This window comes from Planktothrix sp. PLAVEN19ND (genome assembly GCF_057220675.1).
Genome location: NZ_CM170132.1, coordinates 420,222 through 447,002, shown reverse-complemented (window position 1 = coordinate 447,002; position 26,781 = coordinate 420,222). Strand labels below are relative to the sequence as shown.

The following is a 26,781-nucleotide window of genomic DNA, read 5'->3' as shown; positions in this document are numbered from 1 at the left end:
GATCACCGATTACCATTGGGGCGATGATCGGAGTAGCTTCACAGCTTGTTCCGGGTTGAGTGGGGCGCAGAAGAAATACCCCTGGCCAAAATCACAATTTAACTGTCTTAATTTTTTTAGTTGTTGGGCGGTTTCTATGCCTTCTGCAATCACATTCATCCCCATTTTTTGAGCAATATTAATAATCACGGGAACCAGGCCAAATTGTTGAGGATCTTCGTCTAATTCCCCAATAAAAGAACGGTCAATTTTCAAGGTATCAACGGGAAATGAATGCAGATAACTCAAAGAAGAATATCCCGTGCCAAAATCATCTAAACTGATTTGAATTTCCCGTTGTCGTAACTGATTTAATATAATTTGTGCGGTTTTAACATTATTCATAATGGCACTTTCTTTGATTTCCAATTTTAAACAGTTATAATTCAGATGGGTTTGTTCAACAATTTGATCCAGTTGAGAAATTAAGTTGTTTTGGCTAAATTGTCGAGGGGTGAGATTAATACTAATAGTTAAGGGAATTTCCGAAAATCGTTGTTGCCAATGATAGATCTGTTCTCCAGCTTGTCGCAAAACAAAATTACCAATTTCCGTAATTAAACCCGTTTCTTCAGCTACAGGAATAAACTCATTAGGAGAGATTAAACCCCGTTGGGGGTGCTCCCAACAAACCAAGGCTTCAAATCCCACAATTTTACCAGTTTTCAACGCAATAATCGGCTGATAATTGACTCCCAGTTGTTGTTCTTTGATTGCCGTGCGTAAATCCGCATCAAGCTGTAAAAAAGATAGGGCATTTTTATACATACTAGGATCAAAAACTTGATAACAGGAAATACCTCGGGATTTTGCCCGATACATCGCCGTATCCACATCGCGTAAAATTTGTTCCGGTCGGGTATATTCCGGTTGACTATAAGCCACTCCAATACTGGCATTAATATAAATTGGATAGGATAGAATAGAAAAGGGTTCCGCCAAAATAGCAATAATTTTCTCCGCCGTTTGAATAGGGATTTCAGGTTCGGTTAAATCCGTTAATAAAATCGCAAATTCATCTCCCCCAAACCGGGATAAAATATCAGTATGGGATAGGGTAGATTTTAACCGTTGGGCAATAGCAACTAATAATTGATCCCCAACGGAATGTCCCAAAGAATCATTAATCACTTTAAACCGATCGCAATCCAAAAATAACACCGCAAAGAGATGATTGGGATGATCTTGTAATTGTTTAATAGTCGATTCCAAATGTTGAATAAATAAGACTCGATTGGGCAGGGTCGTCAACTCATCATAAAGAGCTTTTTTCAGTAATTGAGCATGAACATCTTCCAGTTCTTGGGTACGTTCTTTCACCCGTCGTTCTAATTCTGTGTTCAATTTTACAATTCTTTGGCGGGCAAATTGTAACGATAATTGATTTTGAACCCGGACTAAAACCTCATCAAATTGAAACGGTTTAGTAATATAATCAGCCCCCCCAGCCGCAAAGCCTTTAATTTTATTTTGAACTTCATCTAAAGCACTTAAAAAAATCACTGGAATATCGGCGGTTTCAGGATTATTTTTAATCTGTTTACACACCTCATACCCATCCATCTGGGGCATCATAATATCTAATAAAACAATATCAGGTAGTTGAATTTCAATCGCCCTCAAGGCAATGATTCCATTTAAAGCTTGACGGACTTCATAGCCGCGGCGGATCAACATTCTCGATAGTAAACGCAAATTTTCAGGATTATCGTCGATAATCAAAATATTGCCTTTATAAATCTCAGTTTGGTTCTCAATCATTGTATGTTTTTCGCAGAATCTTCAGGTTTTTTTGCCCATTCCATCACTTGATCAAAGCGAAAATTATCCACTAAATGGTTCAAATATTCAGCCGTTGCTTCATATTCAGGAGGGATTTGACTAATTAACTGGAGTAGTAAGCGATCGCTACATTGAGCCGCCGCATGATAGAGTTGTTCCACCCATTCGAGCGGCATCATCTGTGAGGGAGTGGCAGAAACCGGAGGTTGAGTCATAGTAGCACTATCGGACTGGGTAAGTAATCCCGATGATTGAGATAAAAATGGGGGCGCATATTGATACTGCACCTTTAAATATTCACCTATTTTGTCTAAAAGTTCATCCTCTGGAAAAGGAGTATATAAAAAGTCATCACAACCCACCGATAAAGCCAACTGTTTATCCGTCTCCGACCCCGATGGAATCATCCCTAGAATAATCGTTTGATGGGGGTTGACACCCTCGAATTCGGCGTCAGAATTGATCGACCCCTCCACGGGAATTTCCCAGGGAAATTCCTCCTGACGAATTTTTTGAATCGCCTCATAACCATTCAAAATCGGCATCCGCATTTTGATCAAAATTAAGTGAGGTTTCCACACCCGCCAAAGGGTCAAAGCTTGATCCCCGTTTTCTGCTTCCTGGACGGTAAAACCCATCTGTTCCAAAAATTCAGTCAGATGGGCAGCCGTGGAAATTTGATCCTCAGCCACCAACAGACGATAGTTGAGTTGATTCGGGGATAGACCTATAATTTTTCCCGAGGAAAATACCGGAGATTGCGGTGAAATTTCGGGGAGTTGGACAGGAATTACCAACTTTAATTTTATCCCCTGATTTGAGGAATGTTCTATCATAATTGTTCCTTCCATCAGGTGCAGAAATTGTTGGCTAATGGGTAAACTTAATTGTTCTGTATGGTGGAAGGTGAGACTGCGTTGAATCGATGTAAAGGGTTTAAATAAATCCTGAACTTCCCAGGATTGTCTATTTGATACAGTGGTTTCAATTTCAAATTCCAGTCGAATATTTTGGGTAGAATAATTGGACTCCAAACCCGAGGATTCCCAAGGGGGGAATAAGGGTTTAACTCGAAATCGAAGCGTCCCCGATTCTGTCCAACTCATCAAATGTCCCAAACAATTCAACAGAATTTGTCTGAGTTTATTTTCATCGGTAATAATCCATTGAGGAAGATTTTCAGCCCGTTCTAATTCAAATCCTAATCCTAATGCTTTAATTTTTGTTTTGAGTAAATCTTGAATATAATCTAACCCTTGAAATAAATCAAAGCGAGTCGGATTTAAGCTGATCTGGTCGGCTTCTAGCTTAGACATCTCCAGAATATCATTAATTAAGGCTAATAAATGTTTACCACTCCGATGAATAATCCCAATCTGTTCTTGTTGTTCAGAACCTAGGCTAGAATCAAGATTCATCAGTTGTGTAAATCCCAAAATTGCATTCAGAGGAGTGCGTAATTCATGACTCATATTTGCTAAAAATTCACTTTTAGCCCGGTTCGCAGCATCGGCAGCTTCCTTAGCTTGAGAAAGTTCTTCTGATTGTTGTTGAGTATGGGTTAATAAAGCCACTTGTTGCAATGCCACTCCCAATTGGGCACCAATTTGTACCACTAAATTAATTTCTGATGCTTGCCACTGACGTGGACTTGAATGTTGATAGACCGCTAACAGTCCCCATAATTTTAACTTAGCCCGAACCGTGGTAGAACTTTCGAGTGTAACGTCCACCGTGGGTGACACCATTTGACAAAAAATCGGGACAATTAAATAGGCTTTAACCTGCATCTGTTCCAATAAATGTAAATAACAATCGGGAAATCCAGCTTGGTAAATATCAGAAATACACAAATAACTCAAGCCATCACGATGCACTCCTTCTTGAATATCTCGAAGATAGGTATCTTGAATTTTATCTTCCTGATTTAAACTCGATAAAACGCAATTTTCCGGTTCAAAACTGCTCGGATCAAAGTGTAAGTCTTGAATCGATTGATAGATTAAGGGTTGATAACCTGATGTCAAGGATTCTGCCACAAATTGACCTTGACCATCGGAATTAAACTGATAAATTCCCACACGATCACTATTTAGTTCATAACGGAGTTCCTGAGTCGCCGTGGCAAAAATTGTCTCCGCATCCAGAGTTTGACGCATTCGACCAATAATTCGCGCTTGGGTTTGTTGACGCTGGGCTGTTTCCCGCAGTATGGTTTCTGCCTGTTTAGTTTGGGTAATATCAATAATTAAACCATCCCATAAAACGCTGCCATCTGGTTGAGATTCAGGACGGGCATTTCCCTGCAACCATTTAATTTGACCATCCTGATTAATAATCCGCCAGGTATAACTCCATGGCTTTAAACTTTCAGCCGAATCACAGATGGAATTGAACACTCCTTGAAAATCTTCAGGATGAACTTTTTCAAATAATTGATGCACATTAATCATCGCCTGGGCGGGAGATAAACCATATAAATCCCAACATCCTGAACTGGCATAGGGTAAACTCATAGAACCGTCAGGATGTAAGACAAATTGATAAATCATCCCGGGTATATTATCCGCTAAATTTTGATAGCGGGTTTTACTCCGTTCTAATGCCTGTTGGGTTTCTTCCGTGGTTTGACGAATGGCAATTAATTCCCCCACCAGTTTCAACCAATTCTGGATTTCTAATGTCCATTCAGTACATCGATGGAAGTTCATAATCCCCATAAATCCCTTAGCTTTTCCACCTTTAATTAAGGGAATGAAAATCAGGGATTGACAATTGAGACGCCTTAGAGTTCTTTGATCCTGGGAAAGTAAATCGGGAAACTGATCCAGATCGGAAATTGCTAGAATTTCAGTTTTTTTCAGTTGTAATTTTTGATGAATAGCTGGAATAGTTTGACCGGATAAAACTGGACAATAATTCTGTTCACTTTGTTGTTCCGTTTGCCACCATTGGGCCGTGATTTTCCAAGGCACAAATTCAGAGTTAGAATTAAAAATAAATGCCCAATCACAGTCAAGGAACTGACAAACTTCTTGCAGGGTATAACGAATGGCATTTTCTATAGTATCATTAATAAATAGCCGAGAAATATGGGTCAGCAGGTTATCCATGCGGGATCGATATTGCAGTAATTCCTCTGCTAATTGCCTCTCTAGTTCGGCACCTGCCCGCTCTGCAAAAATTTTTAAAATGGATTCTTGACTCAGATTCAGTTGTTTATTTTGGGTATCTATTATTACTAATATCCCAATCACGTCTCGATTAGAATCAAATAAAGGAATTCCCCAATAGCTTTGAGCTTGTAATTCAGCTAACTCTGGATCATTCGGAAATAAAATCTGGACATTTTCACTAAAATGACAGGGTTGAGCCATTTTAATCACCTGATCACAAGGGGTTCCCGATAATTCATAAACCCTATGATCTTGCCAGTTTTTTCCATTCCAAAACGCCAAGGTAGTTAATTGGGGCGGGGATGATTTTAAAAGTTTAAAAACGCCAGCATAATTCACTTGTAAAACTTCAGCTAAATAGTAAACACAGGAACGAAAAAATTCTTGACCTGTTTTTGCAGCCGTTCCTTCTACAATTAGTTGTAAAGCTCGTTCCGTTGTTTTGTGTTCCGTAATATCCGATGCTGTACCTCTGATCCCAATTAAATCTCCCTCGGAACTATAAACAGGAAAAGCATTCACTAATAAATGCACCCATTTTCCCTCTTTAGATATACTAATCACATGATTTCTAACTAAGGATTGACCTGCTAAAATAGGTTGAAATATCTTTTGAACATAAGAGACTTGATCCAGGGGGACAAAATAGGAAAATAGTTTCCCGATCACTTCTTCCGGTTCATATCCCATAATTGTTTTCACCGCCGGACTCACAAAGGTATAATATCCTTGTAAATTCACTGACCAAATAATATCCTGAGACGTTTCAACTAAATTCCGATATTTATTTTCACTTTTGATTAATGCTTCTTCAATTTTTTTCTTGTCTTTTTGCGATATTTTCTTTTCGCTGATATCATTAAAAATTGATAAAATATAAGTTTTTGTTTCTAAAACAATCAGTTCTTCTGACAATAATAATTGTTTAATTTCCCCGGTTTTGGTTCGTTGCCCAACGACCTGATTATGAATGGGTTTTCCCTGTTGAATTTTTTGGATTAACTCCTGTTCATCTTGAGGATTCAGCCACAAATTTAAGTCTATCGCTCGTTTACCAATCACTTCAGATTCTTGATAGCCAAAGGTCTTGAGAAAACTAGGGTTAACATCTAAAAAACATCCCTCTTTGTATGTTCTTAAGGTAATTGGATTCGGACTGTTTAAAAAAACTTTAGAAAATTTTTCTGACCGTTGTTGACGAGCTTCTATTTCAGCTTTCAGTTGAAGATTTTGAATTTTGAATTGATGATGTAAACCTTGGATTGTTAGTTGATGGTGAATTCGAGCTAGAACTTCATCTTTTTGTAACGGTTTGGTGATATAGTCCGCCGCCCCCCTTTGAAACGCTTTTACTTTTTCCGATACTTCCTCAATTACACTCACAAAAATAACGGGAATATGCTGAGTAGTCATATCCGCTTTCAAGCGTTGACAGACTTCATACCCATCCAAACCCGGCATCATAATATCCAATATGATTAAATTGGGCAAAGTCTCTACAGCCATCTTTAATCCCAATTCCCCAGAATTCGCCAATTGAACTTGATACCCCTGCAACGTTAGAAGTTTCCCCAAATATTTCAGGTTAATCGGAGAATCGTCAATAATTAAGATATTAAGTGCTTGATATTCAGTAGCATCCATAATCGGTTATCAGTCATCGGTTATCAGTTATCAGTTGGACGTGCGGTGAGGGTGGCAATGTTGCTGCTTCTGCTATTGGCGCATCTGTGCCAGTCATCAGGTATCAGTGATCGACTCTGGAACTGATAACTGTTGACTGATAACCGATAACTGATTCTAGGCTTTTCTTAAGAGTTCTGCCCGAATTGAGCCGCCTTTCCATGTCCAGTCCTCCCGTTCTTCGGTGGGGACAAAACAGGCCCATAGGCTTCCCGGAGAAACTTCATAGAAATTTTGAATTTCTGCGATCGCCACGTCTCCCCAAGGCGCTCTCACCTCAATCAAATCCCCCAAATGAAACACTTCACCCCCTTGATTTTGAGCTTCTTCGAGTTCAACCCAAGGTTTAGGCGGGGTCACATCGGGGCGACGGGGCCTACTAAACGAAGGTTTATCCCGATCAGATGGCGAATTAGCGCGGCGGACTGACTTTTCACTTCCGGCGGGTGTGAGTCGAATCTCCGCCACCGGTTTCGGTCTAATAATTGCCGGAGTTTTCTCATCCATGAATAAACGGCTCCATCCAAATTGAATATCACGGGTTCAGATCAACATTCTAATCCAACAGACATCAGAGTAACACGGACAACAAAAAGCTCAATTGTTAAGAAATCGAGGATTTTTCCCCTCGCCCTTACCCCCAATTGGATATCGGTATCATCTTGAAATACCCACAAAATGAATTTGCCCTGATAAACGTGCTAGGTTAGTTTTAGGCAATATGCTTGTTCCTATTTCCCTAGCCTTGCTGTTCCCCGACCGTTGTATCTTTCGGAATCTGAGTTAATCGGGTTGTTTTTTGTAGCAGCAAAGATTCACCGTTTCAGGAGTCACCCCGTCATGAATCAAAAACCCCAGGATCTTCGTCGTAGTGCCGCCGAAAAATTTATTGAGTCTTTTGATCAAGAATTATTACGCGCATTCCAAGAGTCGGAGGCAGTGACTCCTAACCCACAGCCTGCACCTCCAGAACAAAAGGTCTCCGTTCCCCCTCCCCCCAAAGTCCGCGAAGCCATTAGCTTATCGGATTTGGAAGCTGCGATCTCGGATATTGAACAATATCTACATGATCAACATATTGCAACTTCGGACGAGTCCCCAGAATGACTTGTTCTAAATAGTTTGGCGTTGGGCTTCATAGAGCATCAGGGCGACGGAAATCCCCACATTCAGGGATTCCACCCCTCCCTGTAATGGAATTTGAACCTGATGGTCTGCTAGGGCTTGAATATCGGGAGAAAGTCCAGCCCCTTCATTCCCAAATACCAGGAGAGTTGGCCGGGTCAGATCTAATTGCCAATAGGACATCGAAGCCTGGGGAACTGTCGCTACAATTTGTAATCCTTGTTGCTGAAAATGGCTGATATCCCTGGCTAAGTTAGGGCTAACGGTTTTATTTAAACGAAACCAAGCCCCCGCAGAAGCCCTTAATACTTTCGGGTGGTCTAAATCGACACTATCGGCACTCAACCACAACCCCTCTACCCCCGTGGCCGCAGCTGTCCGAATAATGGTTCCCAAGTTACCTGGGTCTTGCAGGGTTTCTAAAGCAATGCCTAAACCTTGAAGGGTTTGGGGTTTAGAAGGAATTCGAGGTGCGAGGGCAATCACGCCATCGGGATGAACGGTTGTCGCCATTGCCTCCAATACTTCAGGACTCACCCATTCGCATCGGGGGGTATCTTGGCTTAAACGTTCAAGCAGCGGTTGATGACGCCCTTGCCAGGAGGAGGTATAACACACCGTGGTTAGGGGATAACCTACCTCACAGGCGGCTTCTACTAAGTGGGTTCCTTCGATTAAAAATAACTGGTGTTCTTTACGTCCCTTGGCTTGATGCAGTTTGCGAATTTGCTTTACCAATGGATTTTGCAGACTCGTTAACATAAGACCTGATGGATAAACAACAATAGGGGCGCGAAAATCACACCCCTAACCGTTCAATGCGGAACCCGGGACTTGAACCCGGAAGTCTTTGCAAACACTAGAACCTGAATCTAGCGCGTCTACCAATTCCGCCAGTTCCGCTTTTTTATTTAATTGCACAATTATTAATCCTGCCATAGATTCTAAAACTTGTCAATCCCCCAGGATTGAGAATTTGACGGGCAACACTGGAGGAAAAGGCCAAAAATTGTGGCTATTGCCGTTCATTTAGGGGATAATCAGGATCGCCGAGTCCACCCATCCGGTCAGGGGGCCAAAACCGCACCGTTGCCCGACCAATAATATTCTCCCGGGGGACAAAACCCCAATAGTGGCTATCGTAGCTATTGTTGCGGTTATCTCCCAAAACTAAATACTGGCCTTCGGGAACTGTTCCCGGCCCCCAGTTATATTCGGGTCGTTCGGCAATATACTTTTCTGGGAGAGGTTGACCATTGATAAATACGGAACCGTTTTTCACCTCTACCGTTTCACCAGGTAAACCGATAATTCGTTTGATGAAGGCGTCCTTATATTGTTTTTTCAGTTCATCTGTGGGGTTAAAGACCACGACATCCCCCCGATGGGGGCTAACCAACTTATAGCCGACCTTATCAATAATCAATCGATCATTAATTTCTAAAGTCGGTAACATTGACCCAGAGGGAATATAGCGGGCTTCGGCAACGAATGTCCGAATCCCCAGGGCTAAAAAGATGCTCAAACTAATGGTTTTCAGGATTTCTACCCAGGGGTTTTCTTCCGGTTGAGAGGAAGATTTAACGGGATCTGGTTCTTGATTGGGTAGGCTGCTCATAAGCGGGTGGTCACAGAACAAAAAACTACATTCATCATATCAAATTTGTCTACAATTGGGGGTTGATAGTTCCCTGCGGTGACAAATTTGCGGTTAAATAGTTTTATAGCAGATTAGATCAAGGTAATTATGTCTGAATTTTATAGTGTATTAATTAATCAAGCCCGAATTTTGTTACCCAATGGTGATTTTTTACTTGGAGATGTTGCTATTATTCATGGTAAAATTGTTGAGATAGCTCCAGAAATTGATCATCATACCCTAGGGGAAGATGACTGGGAAATTATTGATGCCCAAGGGTTGACTTTATTGCCAGGTGTGATTGATCCCCAGGTGCATTTTAGAGAACCGGGTTTAGAATATAAAGAAGATTTATATACGGCCAGTTGTGCCTGTGCCAAAGGGGGAGTGACTTCTTTTTTAGAAATGCCCAATACCCGCCCCTTAACCACCACCCAAGCCCTTTTAGATGATAAATTAAGACGGGCGGCGGAAAAATGTATTGTTAATTATGGCTTTTTTATTGGGGCGACGGCGGAAAATTTACCAGATTTATTAGAAGCTAATCCCACCCCGGGAATTAAAATTTTTATGGGGTCAATGCACGGGGATTTATTAATTGATCAAGAAGAAATATTAGAAAGTATTTTTGCGAAAGGCGATCGGTTAATTGCGGTTCATGCGGAAAATCAAGCTCGAATTAATCAACGTCGTCAAGAATTTGCGGGAATCACAGATCCGGCAATTCATTCTACCATTCAAGATAATCAAGCGGCATTAGAAGCCACTCAACTCGCGTTAAAACTTTCTAAAAAATATCAACGACGGTTACATATTCTGCATCTGTCAACGGGGGAAGAAGCGGAGTTATTACGTCAAGAAAAACCAGACTGGGTAACAGCAGAAGTCACACCTCAGCATTTGTTATTAAATATAACAGATTATGATAAAATTGGCACCTTAGCCCAAATGAATCCCCCCTTGCGATCGCCCCAAGATAATCAGATATTATGGCAAGCATTATTAGATGGAGTAATTGATTTTATCGCTACCGATCACGCCCCCCATACCTTAGAAGAAAAGGCGAAAGGCTATCCGAATACACCCTCGGGAATGCCAGGAGTTGAGACTTCTTTACCCTTAATGTTAACACAAGCGATCGCCGGAAAATGTACGGTTCAACAGGTATCAAATTGGATGTCTACCGCCGTGGCAAAAGCCTATAAAATTCCCAATAAAGGGAAAATAGAAGTGGGTTATGATGCGGATTTAGTGTTAGTAGATTTAAACAATTATCGTCCGGTATTACGGGAGGAAGTGTTAAGTAAATGTGGTTGGAGTTCCTTTGAAGGATGGGAGTTAACTGGATGGCCAGAATATACCCTAGTTGGGGGAAAAGTGGTTTATGGAAATGGAAAAGTTAATTCAGAAGTTCGCGGTCAGGCGTTAAGGTTTGATGCTTCTTAAAAAAACTGTAGTAAGCCCTTTAGGGCTTTTTTATTGGGAATATATTATTATCCCAATAAAAAAGCACACCCTTCGTTTAAATTGTAGGGCGTGTGCATTTTAAATAATAATAGAAAAAAATACAGATTTTACTGACGTTGACTGGTTATGAGAACGAAATTCTGATTCCCATGTGACTGATCGTCCGTAGACTGATTGTCTATGAAAGGGGATCATAATTTCATGGAACAGTCTAAAACACAAGTTTTAAAGGCTTTAGGAATTTTGATTAGACAATATCGAATGTCTATTAGAATTTCTCAAGAGGAGTTAGGGTTACGTTCTCACCTAGATCGAACCTATATATCTGGACTAGAACGGGGTGTAAGAAACCCTTCTTTGACGGTTCTAGTTTCTCTTGCTAGTGGTTTGAATATTACTGTTTCAGAACTGCTTGAGAACTTAGAAACAGAGATAAGGAATGTGGAGTGAACCCAGAATCAGCAGAAAGTTTAAAATCCAAACTTAAATCAGGTACATCACAGTATAAAGTTTTCGATTTATTATCTGATCAAAAGTGGCATTGTCGCAACTGTGAAGGGAAAAAAGTTGCTTCTAATCAATACGCTGGAGGTGGCGGAATTCAAGGTTTAGAACGAGGAAATAGAAGCGGTCGTCCAGGGTTAGTGATTGAAACTAAGCGAGAATTATGTCAAGTTTGCCAAAAAATTACCACTTGGGATCGATGGACAGGAGAAACTAGGGAAGCGAATGCTTCTGCTAATATTCCTCCTAAATTAGTGAAAAGAATTTTAGAAATTTACAGTCATACAGATGTGATTGAAAATCGGAAACGGAAGGATCATGAGTTAGTGATTGATCATCGTTTTCCAATGGGACGGTGGGGTCAAAGTGAACCGAATCATGATGTTAATATGAGTGAAGCTGAAATTAGAAAGAAATTTCAACTCCTCAAAAAAGATGATTCTGGAAATCATAATCTTTTAAAGTCGAGAAGTTGCGAGAATTGTATTAAAACAGGAAACCGAGGAACACCATTAGGAATCAAATTTTGGTATGCAGAAAATGAAATATGGCCTAATCATATTCCTCAATCGGGTTCGGAAGCCGAGGAAGGATGTGTCGGTTGTGGATGGTATAATTTTGAGGCTTGGCGAACTGCTCTTAATGCAACTCTAAAGCAAGTTGAATCTCAGAAGTTTTTGGAATAGTTGATAAATCTTTCTCTTTCCCTAAACTAATACTGTCTAAATAGGGAATCAGAGCATATCCAATACATTCTGCTAAACGGGGAGGAACTGCATTTCCAATTTGCCACATGGCTTTTTTCATCGTTCCTTCAAAGATAAAAGCATCAGGAAATGACTGTAATCTAGCCATTTCACGGGCAGAAATTACTCGATTAAGATAGGGGTGAATATGGGTTCCGCCGTGATTTTCTTTAATCGTCATACTAGGTTTACCCGGATATTGACGTTTGAACGCATCAAGATAGGTTTCATATAGAGAACCTCCGGCGGGAACTTGTGCAATTCGCTGCATATATTCAGGGGAATGACGAGTCCATTCATGATTAATTTCAGGAATGGGTGTATATTCAGGAAGATCGGAAATAGCCGATTCAATGGGTTGATATTGTTCCGGTTGAAGTTGAGGTTTGGGATAAGGGTTTTGGAGTCCAAATCTATTGGCAATAAATATCGCTCTAGGTCGAATTTGAGGCACTCCATAGGTAGCAGATTCAAGAATAACAACTGAAATATCCGAGTAACCAATGGATTGAAATTGTTCAAATATTTCTTGTTTAATTTCCCCATTTTTCATTGTTAAAATACCGGGTACATTTTCCATGACAACATACCAAGGCAGAATTTCTGACACAACACGAATAAACTCTTTAAATAAGTTATTTCTGGGATCATCGGGGTTCCGTTTTCCTGCAACAGAAAATCCTTGACAGGGAGGGCCACCCACAATAAGATGAATCGGAGGGAAATGCAATTTTTCTAACCATTTTATTGAGTTAAATTCATGAATATCACCACAAAAATAATTACAATTAGGAAAATTTTTTTGATGTGTAGCTGAGGCAATGGGATTAATTTCAACACTGACTACAGGATTAAATTTAGCTTGAACTAAACCTTGAGTGAATCCCCCCGCACCACAAAAAAGATCGATAAAGTTATAGTTAAATGAGGATAAGGGCTGATTGTCAATATCAATAAAGACTTGATTGGGATCACGCTGATTTGTTAACAGTTCGCGTTGAAGTTTCTGATAGCGACCTAATTTTGCTTGTTTTGTTTTTTTTGCAGTGGATTCTATTTGCCCAGCCGAAAATAAAGATAACTGTAAATCCATACCGAATACCTACAAATGTTGAATTTTAGACAAAATTTTTAAAAATCGCCTAAAATATATTTTTTTATTTAAGACAAAAAAATATATTAAATAGTAATTATAAGTTAATTTCCAAAAATTGTCAAAGATGTCCTAACACCCCTCCAATGAAAATCCAGTTGATTGAGGATAAAAAAGCACACTCTGTCTTTAAATGGTAAGGCGTGTGCTTTTTCATGATTCTATTTTGAAATTCAATTAGTAGACTTTTAACTGACTAATTTCTTAGCTAATTCCGTTGCTTGACGATAGGCTTTAATCGCTTCTTTCAGATCACCCTGTTCTCGTAAAGCATCACCTAATTTATGGTAAACTTGCCAAGCATTCGGTTCTAATTGGATAATTTGGCGATAACAATTAATCGCAGATTCCCAGTCTTGAGATTCAAACCAAATATCCCCTAATGTTTCTTGAATTGAAACTAATTTGGGATTTAATTTCACCGCTTCTTGATAGCAGATAATCGCTGCTTGCCATTGTTGCTGTTGTAAGTAAATATCTCCTAATAACGCTTGAGTTTCTGCTAACCAACTGCTTGTACTTGAGGCTGAAAAATCAGTATTTTCCGATAATATATGGGTGGGATTGAGTTGTTGAATTGCCACTTGATAGGCTTGCTTATAATGGGCGATCGCCGCTTCTAATTGATTTTGCTGTTGTAACCCCTGGGCTAACCGTTGATGGGCAATAACGTGCTGGGGGTCACGCTCCAATACCCGCCGATAACAGATCATCGCTTGACTAATTTGTCCCCGTTTCCAGAGGGCATTTCCCAAACTGAAATAATCCTCTAATGTGGCTTTTTCTGGGGCTAATTGCAGGGCTTCATACAGACAATCTTCAGCATTTTCTGAACGTCCTACTGTTTGCCACAGGTGAGAAAGTTGATGGTAAGCTTGGGGCTGGGGTTGAATTAAAATGGCTTGTTGATAACAGGCGATCGCTTGTTGCCATTGTTGTTGTTGAGCAAAAATATCCCCTAATTCTAAATACAATCTTTCGTTTTTGGGCTGTTGAGAAATTGCTTTTTGGTAACAAAATTTAGCTTTTCCCCAGTTTTTTTGTTCAACAAATACCTTAGCTAATAGTTGATAAATAGCCACATCTTTAGGAGTTTGTTGTAAAAGTTTTTGACATAAACGCAAACAGGATTCATATTTTTGTTGCTGATAATAAATCTGGGCTTGTTGTAGAGAAATCGGTTCGGTTATGGTAGGATTAACAGGATTTTCTGAAATTATAGTTGCAGAAGATACTCCCATTGTTAGGACAGATTGAGTGGGTAAATTCCCCGCCATTAATAAGAGAATTTGCCGATAGTCAGAACTTCCCGTAATGCCTTTATTCTGATGCAAAAGGGCTTGGGTCAGGTTTTGTAGTGCTAATAGTAACCGAGGGTTTAATTCCAAGGCTCGACGATAGCAAGAAACTACCTGTTCCCATTTTCCCTGGGAGACTAATACCTTTCCTAAACTATTATAGGATTCAAAGAATTTAGGATTTAAATGAATCGCTTGTTGATAAAAACTTTCCGCTTCTACTAATTTTCCTTGGGCTGCGAATAATTCTCCCAAATTATGATAGACTTCAATGGGGTTAGAATTGCCTTCCAGGGCGCGACGATAACTAATTTCGGCTTGATCAATTCTGCCTTGACGGAATAGAATATTACCCAGGGAAAGATGTTCCTCTGGTTTGATATTTTGAGGTTCTAAACTAAAGGCTTGATACCAGCAAGAAGCCGCTAGTTCTGGTTTACCAATTTTACTCCAAACCTTTCCTAAATTTCGATGAGCTAGGGCTAAATCGGGTTGTAATTTTATCGCTTTTTGATAGGAATGAATAGCAGGTTTCCACTGTTTGAGTTGGGCATATAAATTCCCTAAATTAGCATGAACAATAGCTTCATTCGGTTTAAAATTAACAATATATTGATACCATTTTAAGGCTTCTTCCGGTTTACCTAAACCCTGTAAAGCTTTTCCTAACAAGTGATAAGCCTCAACGGTATTCGGGTAAAGTTGAATCACTTTTTGACATTCCTGAACAACCCGTTGATAGTTTTTCTGTTCAAAGTAATTTTCAGCCGTTTTAATACTATTTTCTATTTCAATTAAATTAGATTCTGTCAGGGTTATATTTTCTTGTTTTGAGAGGCGAAACAACTCTAAGGATGTGGGATTTTTACCTAAAGAATTTGCTTCGATCACCGTCAATTCTCCCGAGGGGTGATGATGTCCATTTTTATGAGAAGAAGTAGTAACCATATTAATGCTTGAACTCCTGTGATGATTTGGCGATGGAATTTGTTGTAACTCTAAGGAAATTTCAGCCGGATTAATTAAGGGCTGATCTCTGGCTTTAAACCGAGTAGAAACTGGGGAGATTGCAGTTTGATTCTGGAGGTCAGAATCTAAAATTTTGAGAATTTTTTCTAAATTATTAATTTTGACATAAATATCCTCAATTAAGGGAGATTGATACATTAACTTTCGCAAAGGATAACATTTAAAAACTTCCCCCGTGATATAATAATGTTTGAGTTTTAATTGTTGACTAATTACCCAGTAATAGTGACGAATATAATGGGGAGAAACCAGTTCAATAACAATGGTTTCAGGACGACAAAACATCAAATTTGTCAACCCCGCACCATGGGGGGCAATAATGACTTTAGCATGGGCAAATAAACGGGCTTGTTCTGCAACAGATAAAGTTTCTAATTCAACCGGAACAACTCCCCATTCACTCAGGTAAGTAATCACATCATTTTCATTCAAAACCTGCCGATATTTAGCTTGGTTTCGACGAATAAAAATGCGTTCTGGATAGGGATGATTAGAGGGAGTAATCTCCTCAGTAAATAACTGACGGTTAAAGTTGATTACTTCAGGAGTAACCCATCCCACCGACCCGGTAAAGGACGGAATAATCAGTTGTTTGGCTTGGATATAAGGATGGCGATCGCTTTCTATAATTTTAGATGCAGGAATCCCTAACTTTTGTAAGGTTTCTCGCTGAAAAGCAGCTTTAATACTATTAATTAAAAACCAATCAATTCCTTGCCAATTTGGTTTTTCCTGCTGTAAAATTGCAAAGCGAGGCATGATATCAACCATCCAATGAAAATAGACATTTCCTGATAATCCCGATAACACAGCAACGGAACCGGAAACTTTTTCTAAAGGCGGAAATTCCTCTAAAGAAAAGACTTGATGTTGTTTCCAATCAATTGGATCTGATCCGGGTAAGGGAGTGGGATAAAATCGGGATAAATCGGTTAAAAGTTCATTTTTGGAGTTGAGAATTGCAATCGCATTACAAACATTCCACCAACTTTTCTGAGGGGCAATCCATGCTTTTCCATGGGGGATAATAGTAATAGATGGGGGTGGACTATCCCAGGGCAGATCTCTGGGTTGAGAACAGTCATAAATTCCATCATCTAAACGAGTGGGATTTAAAAGTTTGAACACTCGATTTAAACAGATCGGACAGTCTAAACCCTGACATTGGGGATGGTTAGAATCCGATTGATCAAAATTAGCATTTAGTTTAACTTTTAAACCCGCTAATTTCTGCTTTTTGTGGTCTGGTTTTTGCTGTTCTAATACCCACGTTAACCGTTGATAGATTTCCGGCTGTTCTGGATTAATTCCTAATGCTTGATGATAATAAATTGCCGCAGAAACAAACTTTTTTTGCTGGACAAAGGATTCTGCTAATTGTAAATAGGGATTAATCCAATTCGGGTCGGCTTTAATAGACTGTTGATAATAATATTCTGCTTGCGAATAATTGCGATATTCTGCTAAAGTATTTCCCAGATGAAAATGAACCTTAGCAAAATCGTGATAAACCTCTAGGGATTGGGGATTCTGTTGTAAACCCTCAATTAATTTTCCACAGGTAATTCTCGCTTGATCAAGTTCGTTATCCCCTTTTAACTGTTTAACATTCTGACAGTAAGCAGTCATAAAAGGTTGTTCTAACTCAATAATTCTTTGCAAATGAAATAGGGATTCTGCCAGTTGATCCTGTTTTAAGAGTGAGTTTGCACATTCACTATGGGCAGAAATTGATTCCGGTTCAAACTGAATCAGTTGTTTAAAATACTGAATAGCTACTTCATGCAACCCTTGTTTCTGAAAAGCCTTACCTAAATTTAAGTAGGCTTCTTTTAAATCCGGTTGCAGTTGAATCGCTTGTAAATAACCGGCGATCGCTCCATCAAAATTGCCTTGTTTAAAATAAGTATGGGCAAGGTTATGATAGAGTTTGGCTGACTGTGGACAATGAATTAACCCCTGTTTAAAGGTTTGAATCGCGGCTTCCCAATTCTCTTTCTGAACCCAAATTAATCCCAAATTAATATAGGCATTAGGAGCTTCAGGATTCAGTCGAATCGCGATTTGATAGCTTTCCTCGGCTGCATCGATTAAGTCCTGTTTTTGTAGCGCAACCGCTAGATTATAATAGGCTAAATCGGAATCAGGATCTTGAATCACGTCCTGTTGATAGCGTTCAATTTCCCTCCGTAATTGGTGATTTGAAATCCCTATTGTTGACAGGGCTAGGGATGAACCTTGACTTCCCGCAGATGGATGTATTTTCTTGACATCAAAAGATAGTAACACAGGAGGATTGTCCGATAATTTTGTGTTATTAATAGGACGATTATTCATGGGAGATGGGATGAGCACAAATGGGTTAATTCTTGCTTAAATTAAGCGGAAGTTATTGTCATTAAGGTTCAAGTTTGCACCCATTTGAATCATAGGAGTTGCTTGTCCTTGTTTATCGAGGTAATACAATGTTCCCGTTACATTGTCATAGACTAGGTTGGCGCTACCTGCTACTAAAGTATTATTCGGATCAAAGTTTCCAATGACAGTCAATTCTCCAGACTCAAGAGAGCCATCTGTTTTTGTACTGATAGCATTAAATAAATCTGCATCTAGGAAAATTTTGTCTTCTGTCACGCTAAAGTCGGTGAGGGTATCTAGCCCAAATTCGTCTGTAATGCTATTGGGTGTTGATTGACCTGTAAAGACAAAGCTGAAAGTATCTGAACCTAAACCGCCAATCAAACTATCATTACCTTTATCCCCACTTAGGTAGTCATTTCCATCTCCACCGATGATCGTGTCATTGTCTTGACCACCATAGAAGGTGTCCTCCCCATCTCCACCGATGAGACTATCCTGACCTAAACCTCCGTAGATCAAATCATTTCCGACTCCACCGGAAACAACATCATCACCGAGATCTCCAAATAACCAGTCATCGCCTTCTCCCCCATCTACGGTGTCATTGTCTTGTCCAGCGTAGACGGTATCATTGCCCGAACCAGCGATAATGGAATCATTGCCTTGGTTACCAAACAGAACATCATTGCCAGTTCCGCCAAATATCAGGTCGTCTCCTTCATCTCCAAAGATAAGATCATCTCCTCCACCGCCATCGACCGTATCGTTACCTTTTCCGGCATAGATGGTATCGTTTCCCTCTCCTCCGTATAGGAGATCATTCCCTTGGTACGCCAGGATAACATCATCTCCATCACCAGCACAGACTCCATCATCCTGATTACCCAGAATAATTTTATCGCTGCCATTAGAACCAATTAGACTATTAGATTTATCGGCAAACCCTTCTATAATAAACCCTCCATCTTTGGAGTCAGGGATGGGTTGTATTAGGTTGGGTTCCGTTGGATTTTGACAGGGTAAAGACATAGTAATAACCTAATTTGTAATGATAGGGCGATAAACCAATCGGTTTTTGAAGTTGAAATTTCGACCTTTTAAAGTTTCAACCCTGAGCCTTTTAGAGAGAGACTGGAAACAAGTCACAGATAAGGGTATTAGCTTGTCTTTGGTTAGGGGGCAAATTATGAGGATCATGATTAATTTCGGGGGGTTAAGTTGTTGTCGTTGTTCAGTAACTCTTGATCCCCCTGGAAGCCCTATCGTTATTTGGGATCTCAGGTTAGAGTTTTCTGAAAACTGCTACCCCTACATACCAGTATTTAAACAAAGATCAGGATTGCCACCAAAACAATTTATATAAACAAATACCCAAGAATAATGAAAATTTATGGTTTTGTATAAATGAACAGTAATCCGATCTATAACTTGTTGCAAACAAGACTAAAAATCTTGATTAATTAAGAATAATTTTCAGGAAATCCGTGATGATCAGGTATTCTATTTTTAGGTAATCTTCCTGATCTGACTGGATAGGGCAAACTTAGTTTAAATGACTCCTGAACCGGATTAAAGATGAAAAAAAGATTAATTTTTTCTTAACTTATTTGTAAAAATATAGGCATCAAAAACCAACCTTAACCCAAAGAATCTTCCGCCACAGACTGAATTAATTCCAATTAGTTCCCCAATCATCTTAACTTATTGTCTTATTGTCTTTGTGGTTACTTTAATAAAGGATTTAACCAATACAAAATTTGTTTTTTAAGTTGGTTTAAATCTTGATAAACCGCTTGTTTAATCCACTGACCAATAGCATCTAAGGGGGTAAAGGTTTCTCCCACTGACCAGCTAACATTTTGACCCAGGGGAGTTTGATGATCGCCATTTAATTTTTGTAAGGTGGTTAACCCGGGGAACTTTTGATCTAAAATATGATGTAAATTAGAAGTTTGATCGAGAGTATCTTTAGAGAATTTAATTAAAAGATTTCTTCTAATTCGATAGCGATCGCTGACTAAAATATTAGTTTCTTCGGGAGAGGGTGTAAACTCTACATCCATAATTTGAGAAAGTTGTTCCACTAAAGGAATTGACCGACGGGCGGGATAATTATTAAAAGACATTAAAATATTTCCCGAACGTTCTATGGGAAATAAAGAACCCATTAATAAATGAACTTTACACCCCATACTATGTCCTAATCCATAAATGGGTAAGCCTCGCCGTTTTAATAATTGCAAATCATATAAATCATATAATCCATCTTCAAATATCTCGAAAACTTCTTGAGCGATCGCAGTATGATCTAGGGTATTGATAAAAGGAGTCGCCACAATTGCATAACCCTGATGAGCCAGTTCTTCAAGTAACCAACGATAGGTTAAATGGGGTGCAGTTGCCACAAAAGCCCCCCCCAAAAAATGCACAATTGCTTGAGGGCGGGGAGGAAGCAACACCCAATTTCCTGAAATAGAAAGCCAGTCCATTTAATTTTTTATAATTGTTATTTTGACATAAAATTAATACCCTCTATGAGCATAATTTTGACCATGTTATAGAGGGATTTATACTAATTATACCTAAATTTAGGAATTTTGGGCAGGTCTAATTATGCTTTATTTCGATAGGATTTGGCAAGCATTTGTGCAGCGAAGACACCACCGATAAATCCAAATAAATGTCCCTGCCAAGAAATCCCATATTGTGAGGGAAAAACACCCCAAATTAAGCCCCCATAAAGCCAACCGACAACTAAGGATAAGGCAATAGAAGCAAAACTGCGTTCAAAAAATCCTCTTAATAGGAGAAATCCTAAATATCCAAAAATAACTCCACTTGCTCCAATATGAATTGTGTTAGGCGAACCAAATAACCACACCCCCAAACCACTGAAAATCATGGTGATGAATGTGACAATAAAAAAGTCTTTAACATCCCGCAACATCACAAACCAACCTAGTATAATCAAGGGTAAGGTATTAGCAGCTAAATGGTTGAAATTTCCATGTAAAAAAGGAGCAAAGAAAATACCTTGTAACCCTTGAATATGATGGGGACGAATTCCTAAGCGATTTAAACTACCTCTAAATACAAAAAAATCAATAATTTCCATTATCCACAGGAAAGCAACAATTCCCCCTAAAATTAGGATATGGCTTTTGAGTTCCTGAGTCAGTGATGTTTCAGTTCGGTTAGACATAATCGTTTAGGGTTGGAAGATAACGTGATTTTAGTTAACTACAAAACTAGCTCCCGTCGTTTCGGATTCGGCTAAGATTAATTATATGATAGTCAAAATTCTAGTCAATTGTCTATGAAAAATGTTAAATTAGGAAAATATCTTAGCTTAAATGATTTTTGTACTTGTACAAACACTTATCAAAAATATTCCGATAAAATTAATCCCTATCCTAATTCAGCAGCATCTATTCAGGCATTAAAAAACCTAAATTATTATATTGTTGATCCGGTTATTGATTATTTTGGTTTGGCTAAATTTAAACTTACCTATGGTTTTTGTTCTGATGAATTAAGGATTTATTTAGACAGAAAAGATCCGACTACCGGAATAAAAAATGGTCGCGTAGCCCCTAAATTGGATCAACATATTGCCCATGAAGTTAAAAAAAATGGAGAATATTACTGTCAAAGGTTAGGTGCGGCTTGTGATTTCCTAATTTTAGATTTAGATAGTGATCAATTAGTAAATTGGATTTTAAAACAACGTCTTCCCTTTGATTCTCTTTATTTTTATGGTAAAAATCGACCGATTCATATTAGTTATGGCCTCCAACATAAACGCGATATTTGGACATTTACTACCACAGGGAAACCGACTCAAAAAGGAATTGAACTTTGGATTAAAACCGCAAAGGAGTTTTTGTAGATTCTCTGGTTTTAAAAGAAAACTTCCGATGTTGTTTGTGAACACCAGAAGTATTGAATAGAGTTAAATTAAACCGTTAATTGACACTGGGGACAATTACATCCTGTAATGGGGGTTTTACTGTGATCTGTTGTCCAATTTGAGGCTAAGGCTGGGGATATTTGATTGAGATTCAAGGCAGGTTTAATCAGGGTTTGAGGAGAAATTTTAAGGGTTAAAAATGCAATTCTAGTAGGAATAATGGGGGTCAATTGAGCGATTAACCTATGGGTCTGGCGAGAGACAAACATCGGTTGTGTGAGTGTCAAAACCGAGATCACAAAAACACTCAATGCTAGAATAAAAATCGGGAATTTCTTGAGCAAGTTCATAGATAAAATGATCACAATATTGTGTTTTAACCTGTTACCTATTTGGGGGAATCGGATCAGGATGATACATTTATTATAGAACAAGTTTCAATATTTCATCCTGAAATTGAAAATTTAGTTTAAACTGGGTAAGATCAACTGATCATAAATTTTGTAAATATTAAAGGAAAATGAATCATGAAAGCAACTGTATCCCGTTTGATCATCTTACTACTTGCTATTGGTGAAGTGTTTACAAGTTTATCGGCGATCGCCTTAGCAGGTGGCCCCCCTCCAGGTAAGCCAGCACGACCTCAAGCCGCACCCGCAACCACCCAACCTAATCCTAACTCTAATTCAGAAAAAGATGATCTTCCCCCTCGATTTCCCCTACCAAGTGCAAGAGTTGGTGCGGTGAATGGAATCGTCACTATTAAATTAATTAATAATAGTAATGTCCCGATTCAATATCAACTAATTGGAGGAACTCGTCAAGAATTATTAGCCAAAAATGCCACAATTCAAGTCCAAGGTTCACCCCCAATTACTCTTACCTATCAACGCCAGGATGGGGGATCATTATTGGTCAGACCTAAGCAAACTTCCCCTGGAGTTTTAGAAGTGCAATTTGAGGTAACAAATAATTTTAGTCTCGATACAAGATCCCTGAATATTACGGAAGCGGGATCGGTATTTTTAAATTAATTTTAATTCGACTACCGCACCTCTAAATTTAAGGCTTTAAAATCTGTTGATCGACATCTGGATCTAATCCAGAAACTAAGCCATTTTCATTGAAATAAATTTGACGAATATCAGCAGGTAAATTCTCCTCTAAAGTGCGATATGCTCCTTTTAATAGTTCTTTTACTTCATTCGGAGAAACCGACTCTCCCTCGGCTTGTAAATAAGCAGAAATTCGAGTTTCACTCCAATGAAATGTTTGGGCCATCACCAGAATTAACCTCAATAAAGGTTCCATCCGATCTAATACTAATCCCACATAACACCACAGAGGAGGAGGCGCTGCTGATAAGGAATATTGGATAGATTCAACCGGGGGTAAATCCGCTTGATTAATACAAACTGCGGTAATATTAATTAACCAATTTTGTAGCGTATTTCCCCCCTCTGTGCTGTCTTGTTCTCTTAAATTTAACGGGCGCATTTCATAAAAAATATGTCGCCAGGTTTGAGAGAATAAATAATCCGCTTGTACAGGCGATCGCACTGAATGACGAATTAAAGTATAGACAATTAAACCGTAACGGCAGAAAATAGCAACAAAGTATTTCCCCTGATCAGGATAATTCTGAAACAGAGTTAACAATTCCTGGTCTTTATGATGAAATAGGGATTTGACCAGTGTATGGCCTGATTCGGGTATTTGAAGCGTTTGCACGGCAACTCACAGCAAATTTTAGCTGGATAGTGTTTTCCGGTTGCATCATAGCTGATCTTGGATCTAAAATCAACTCTTGAACCTTTATTCATTATTTGTTGAGATCCCAGCCCATTTAATTCAATATTATTTATTTTAATTTATGGATTTTTTACAAAAAAAACAGTCCCATTATACCCTAGAAACTCGAAAGGCCAGAAACCTATTAATCCTATTACTTCCGGCTACAATTTGGTTACTAATTTTCTTTATTATTCCTCTGATTATTGTCTTAGTTTATAGTTTTTTAGAACGGGGAACCTATGGGGGAGTTACCTGGGAATTTACTCTGAAAAATTATCAACGATTAGCTAATGATTTATACCTAAATATTTTTTGGCGATCGCTAGGACTTGCCTCTTTAACTACCTTAATTTGTTTAATTATTGGTTATCCCTTAGCATTTTTTATTGCCACATCTACGGCCCGTTGGCGAAACCTGTTATTGTTTTTAGTAATTATTCCCTTTTGGACAAACTTTCTAGTTAGAACCTATGCGTGGATGATTATTCTTCGTTCTGAAGGTATGATTAATACTTTTTTACAAAGTTTGAATTTAATTTCAGAACCTCTGAATTTACTATTTACTCCCTTTGCCGTTATTGTCGGTTTAATTTATGGTTATTTACCCTTTATGATTCTACCATTATATGCCACCATTGAACGATTAAACTTTTCTTTAGTCGAAGCGGCTCAAGATTTAGGTGCAAACCATATTAGAACGTTTTTCAGAATTATTTTACCCTTAACTTTACCTGGAATTATTGCCGGATCTATTCTGGTTTTTATTCCGGCTTTAGGTGCATTTATTACCCCAGATATTCTCGGAGGCGCAAAAACAGTTATGGTGGGAAACTTAATTCAAAATCAATTTTTACAAGCCCGGGATTGGCCTTTTGGCTCGGCGTTATCAATGGGATTAATGATATTAGTATTAATTCCTGTTATGATTTATTTTAGAAGTTCTAATACTGATAATTTATATTAAAACCATGAACATTAAAACCCTAGATAATTTTATTCATACTTGGGGAAAAACCGGATTAAAAATACAGGCTACCTTGGTTTTTTCCTTTCTTTATTTACCGATTTTAATTTTAATCATTTATTCCTTTAATTCTTCTCGATTTAATTCAAATTGGATGGGATTTACGTTAAAATGGTATCAAAAGTTATTCAGTGGCTTAACAGAAAGTACCGCCGATATTTCTACCCAAAGTCTCTGGAATTCCTTACAAAATAGCTTGATTATTGCGATCGCTTCCACCTTAATAGCCTCCATTTTAGGAACCATGGTAGCCTTAGCTTTAGAGCGCTTTCGGTTTCCAGGATCTAAATTACTAGAAGCATTATTATTATTACCTATTATTATTCCTGAAATTACATTAGGCGTTTCCCTATTAGTCTTTTTTACCTTAGTTTTTAGAATCCTAGAAAATCTCACCGGAATTCACTTGACTTTAGGCTTACCATCGGTAATTATTAGTCATGCCACCTTTAGTATTGCCTTCATTACTATTACGGTCAGAGCGCGTTTATCCGACTTAGATCCAGCTTTAGAAGAAGCCGCATTAGATTTAGGAGCAAATGAATGGAAAACCTTTTGGCGAATTACCTTTCCCTTAATTTTCCCCGCTATTTTAAGTGGCGCATTATTAGCTTTTACCCTCTCCTTGGATGATTTTGTTGTTACCTTTTTTACCACTGGAGTAGGCGCAACTACCCTACCTTTATTTGTATATGGAATGATTAAATTATCCGTCAGTCCAGTTATCAATGCCATTTCAACCTTAATGTTACTCGCTTCTCTTTTTTTGGTAATATCATCTTTAAAATTACAAGATGGAGTTAAGCTAAAATAGCGAGCGGTGACCCTCGCACTACTTGTATTTATAACCGATTAAGTTTAAAATTAATCAATCCATAACTCACCCTAAACTTTGATATTAATTTATAGAACATGAAACGAATTTTAACCTTAATTCTGCTATTCTGTTTGGGTGTATTTTTACCCTTTGGTTGCACAGCAAATCAGTCTAACACCCCTCCGACTGCCCCTACAGCAAATGTTCTGAATCTTTATAACTGGTCAACCTATATTGACCCCGAAGTGCTTAAAGCCTTTGAGGAAAAATATCAAGTTAAAATTAATTATGATACCTATGATAGTGCCGAAAGTCTTTATGCTAAATTAAAAGCCGGAAACCCAGGTTATGACCTGGCATTTCCCCCAGATTATATGGTTAAAATTATGGTAAAAGAACAAATGTTAGAGGAGTTAGACCCGGCTAATATTGCTAATATCAAAAATATTGAACCAAAATTTCTAAATCCTCCCTATGACCCAGGAAATAAATATAGTATTCCCTATCAATGGATCACGTTAGGAATTGGCTATAATCTCAAAAAAACCGGAGAAGAAATCAATAGTTGGTCAGCCTTAATTGATCCTAAATATAAAGGTAAAGTGGCTTTATTAGATGATATGCGCCATACAATGGGGGCAGTTTTAATGTATTTAGGCTATAGTCCCAATACAAAAAAACCTGAAGAAATCAAAAAAGCCCAAGATTTCCTAATTAAAAATAAAGATAATATTGCCGCTTTTGCTCCCGACACAGGTCAACAATTGTTAAATCAAGGAGAAGTTAATTTAACCATGGAATATAGTGGCGATATTTTTCAAGTTATGGCAGAAAATCCAGATTTGCGATATGTTATTCCCAAAGAGGGAAGTATTATTGGTATGGATAATATGGTGATTCCCAAAGGCGCGCCTAATAAAAAACTCGCCGAAACCTTTATTAACTTTATTTTGGAACCGGAAAATAGTGCCAAAATCTCTAATTTTATCGATTTTGCTTCCCCAAATAAAGTTGCTATTGATCAGAAATTAATTGACGCTGAAAACTTAAAAAATCCCGGTATTTATCCCCCTCCAGAAGTTTTTGAAAAACTCCAATATCTCCAAGATGTAGGAGAAGCCACCCAATTATATGATCAAGCTTGGACAGAAATTAAAGCGGGTGTGGGGAATGGGTAATGGGGAATGGGTAATAGGTAATAGGTAATAGAAAGAGTTTACCTCCCCTGCTCCCC

The 26,781-nt window shown here is 38.5% G+C and carries 21 protein-coding genes and 1 tRNA gene; 9 read left to right on the top strand and 13 right to left on the bottom strand.

Annotation, left to right across the window (positions count from 1 at the left end):
* Positions 1-9 precede the first annotated feature (9 nt).
* The 3 genes from AC2D3N_RS02100 to AC2D3N_RS02090 all read right to left on the bottom strand — a co-directional run bounded on the left by AC2D3N_RS02100 (position 10) and on the right by AC2D3N_RS02090 (position 7,187).
* Positions 10-1,800 carry a putative bifunctional diguanylate cyclase/phosphodiesterase gene (locus tag AC2D3N_RS02100; protein WP_484692624.1) on the bottom strand — a complete coding sequence of 597 codons (1,791 nt, stop codon included), beginning with the start codon at positions 1,798-1,800 and terminating at the stop codon, positions 10-12.
* Positions 1,797-6,641 (bottom strand): PAS domain S-box protein, encoded by a 4,845-nt coding sequence (locus AC2D3N_RS02095; protein WP_484692623.1) that lies wholly within the window; start codon positions 6,639-6,641, stop codon positions 1,797-1,799. The genes AC2D3N_RS02100 and AC2D3N_RS02095 overlap by 4 nt, the downstream gene beginning before the upstream one ends.
* A 156-nt stretch (positions 6,642-6,797) precedes the next feature.
* The gene (locus AC2D3N_RS02090) at positions 6,798-7,187 is read right to left on the bottom strand and encodes a hypothetical protein (RefSeq protein ID WP_484692622.1); all 390 of its coding nucleotides are present in this window, start codon (positions 7,185-7,187) and stop codon (positions 6,798-6,800) included.
* A gap of 333 nt (positions 7,188-7,520) precedes the next feature.
* On the opposite strand from AC2D3N_RS02090, the gene AC2D3N_RS02085 reads away from it, so the two are divergent.
* Complete coding sequence (locus AC2D3N_RS02085; protein ID WP_079679674.1) at positions 7,521-7,787, top strand: hypothetical protein; 267 nt, start codon at positions 7,521-7,523, stop codon at positions 7,785-7,787.
* A 6-nt stretch (positions 7,788-7,793) separates the two neighbouring features.
* On the opposite strand, the gene AC2D3N_RS02080 is transcribed toward AC2D3N_RS02085, so the two are convergent.
* From AC2D3N_RS02080 to lepB, 3 genes are all read right to left on the bottom strand, one after another.
* A complete protein-coding gene (locus AC2D3N_RS02080) occupies positions 7,794-8,567 on the bottom strand; it encodes a TrmH family RNA methyltransferase (RefSeq protein WP_079679673.1) in 774 nt (257 codons plus the stop codon).
* Between the two features lie 57 nt (positions 8,568-8,624).
* Positions 8,625-8,708: transfer RNA gene (locus tag AC2D3N_RS02075), tRNA-Leu, on the bottom strand.
* 112 nt (positions 8,709-8,820) lie between these two features.
* A complete protein-coding gene (gene lepB, locus AC2D3N_RS02070; protein WP_079679672.1) occupies positions 8,821-9,423 on the bottom strand; it encodes a signal peptidase I in 603 nt (200 codons plus the stop codon).
* 129 nt (positions 9,424-9,552) lie between these two features.
* Between lepB and AC2D3N_RS02065 the strand changes: the two genes are divergently transcribed.
* From AC2D3N_RS02065 to AC2D3N_RS02055, 3 genes are all read left to right on the top strand, one after another.
* A complete protein-coding gene (locus AC2D3N_RS02065) occupies positions 9,553-10,890 on the top strand; it encodes a dihydroorotase (RefSeq protein WP_484692621.1) in 1,338 nt (445 codons plus the stop codon).
* A gap of 222 nt (positions 10,891-11,112) precedes the next feature.
* Positions 11,113-11,361: a helix-turn-helix domain-containing protein gene (locus AC2D3N_RS02060; protein WP_484692620.1), complete on the top strand. Its 249-nt coding sequence runs from the start codon at positions 11,113-11,115 to the stop codon at positions 11,359-11,361.
* Positions 11,358-12,101 (top strand): restriction endonuclease, encoded by a 744-nt coding sequence (locus AC2D3N_RS02055; protein ID WP_484692619.1) that lies wholly within the window; start codon positions 11,358-11,360, stop codon positions 12,099-12,101. The genes AC2D3N_RS02060 and AC2D3N_RS02055 overlap by 4 nt, the downstream gene beginning before the upstream one ends.
* On the opposite strand, the gene AC2D3N_RS02050 is transcribed toward AC2D3N_RS02055, so the two are convergent.
* From AC2D3N_RS02050 to AC2D3N_RS02030, 5 genes are all read right to left on the bottom strand, one after another.
* On the bottom strand, positions 12,055-13,254 hold the full coding sequence (locus tag AC2D3N_RS02050) for a DNA cytosine methyltransferase (protein WP_484692618.1): 1,200 nt from the start codon (positions 13,252-13,254) through the stop codon (positions 12,055-12,057). The genes AC2D3N_RS02055 and AC2D3N_RS02050 overlap by 47 nt on opposite strands.
* A gap of 248 nt (positions 13,255-13,502) precedes the next feature.
* Entirely contained in the window at positions 13,503-17,978 is a 4,476-nt protein-coding gene (locus tag AC2D3N_RS02045) for a tetratricopeptide repeat protein (protein ID WP_484692617.1), read from the bottom strand.
* A gap of 36 nt (positions 17,979-18,014) precedes the next feature.
* On the bottom strand, positions 18,015-19,031 hold the full coding sequence (locus AC2D3N_RS02040) for a calcium-binding protein (protein WP_079679668.1): 1,017 nt from the start codon (positions 19,029-19,031) through the stop codon (positions 18,015-18,017).
* A gap of 695 nt (positions 19,032-19,726) precedes the next feature.
* A complete protein-coding gene (locus tag AC2D3N_RS02035; protein WP_484692616.1) occupies positions 19,727-20,491 on the bottom strand; it encodes a DUF1350 family protein in 765 nt (254 codons plus the stop codon).
* A gap of 122 nt (positions 20,492-20,613) precedes the next feature.
* Complete coding sequence (locus tag AC2D3N_RS02030; protein WP_079679666.1) at positions 20,614-21,204, bottom strand: rhomboid family intramembrane serine protease; 591 nt, start codon at positions 21,202-21,204, stop codon at positions 20,614-20,616.
* A gap of 114 nt (positions 21,205-21,318) precedes the next feature.
* On the opposite strand from AC2D3N_RS02030, the gene AC2D3N_RS02025 reads away from it, so the two are divergent.
* The gene (locus AC2D3N_RS02025; RefSeq protein ID WP_484692615.1) at positions 21,319-21,891 is read left to right on the top strand and encodes a hypothetical protein; all 573 of its coding nucleotides are present in this window, start codon (positions 21,319-21,321) and stop codon (positions 21,889-21,891) included.
* Between the two features lie 68 nt (positions 21,892-21,959).
* On the opposite strand, the gene AC2D3N_RS02020 is transcribed toward AC2D3N_RS02025, so the two are convergent.
* Complete coding sequence (locus AC2D3N_RS02020; protein WP_484692614.1) at positions 21,960-22,277, bottom strand: hypothetical protein; 318 nt, start codon at positions 22,275-22,277, stop codon at positions 21,960-21,962.
* A 162-nt stretch (positions 22,278-22,439) separates the two neighbouring features.
* Between AC2D3N_RS02020 and AC2D3N_RS02015 the strand changes: the two genes are divergently transcribed.
* The gene (locus AC2D3N_RS02015) at positions 22,440-22,946 is read left to right on the top strand and encodes a hypothetical protein (RefSeq protein WP_484692613.1); all 507 of its coding nucleotides are present in this window, start codon (positions 22,440-22,442) and stop codon (positions 22,944-22,946) included.
* Positions 22,947-22,974: 28 nt separating this feature from the next.
* Here the strand turns inward: AC2D3N_RS02015 and AC2D3N_RS02010 are convergent, their stop codons facing one another.
* The gene (locus AC2D3N_RS02010) at positions 22,975-23,643 is read right to left on the bottom strand and encodes an RNA polymerase subunit sigma-70 (RefSeq protein ID WP_079679662.1); all 669 of its coding nucleotides are present in this window, start codon (positions 23,641-23,643) and stop codon (positions 22,975-22,977) included.
* Between the two features lie 142 nt (positions 23,644-23,785).
* Between AC2D3N_RS02010 and AC2D3N_RS02005 the strand changes: the two genes are divergently transcribed.
* The 3 genes from AC2D3N_RS02005 to AC2D3N_RS01995 all read left to right on the top strand — a co-directional run bounded on the left by AC2D3N_RS02005 (position 23,786) and on the right by AC2D3N_RS01995 (position 26,725).
* Positions 23,786-24,670 (top strand): ABC transporter permease, encoded by an 885-nt coding sequence (locus AC2D3N_RS02005; protein WP_484692612.1) that lies wholly within the window; start codon positions 23,786-23,788, stop codon positions 24,668-24,670.
* 4 nt (positions 24,671-24,674) lie between these two features.
* Complete coding sequence (locus AC2D3N_RS02000) at positions 24,675-25,544, top strand: ABC transporter permease (RefSeq protein WP_484692611.1); 870 nt, start codon at positions 24,675-24,677, stop codon at positions 25,542-25,544.
* A 98-nt stretch (positions 25,545-25,642) separates the two neighbouring features.
* Complete coding sequence (locus AC2D3N_RS01995) at positions 25,643-26,725, top strand: polyamine ABC transporter substrate-binding protein (protein ID WP_484692610.1); 1,083 nt, start codon at positions 25,643-25,645, stop codon at positions 26,723-26,725.
* Positions 26,726-26,781 lie beyond the last annotated feature (56 nt).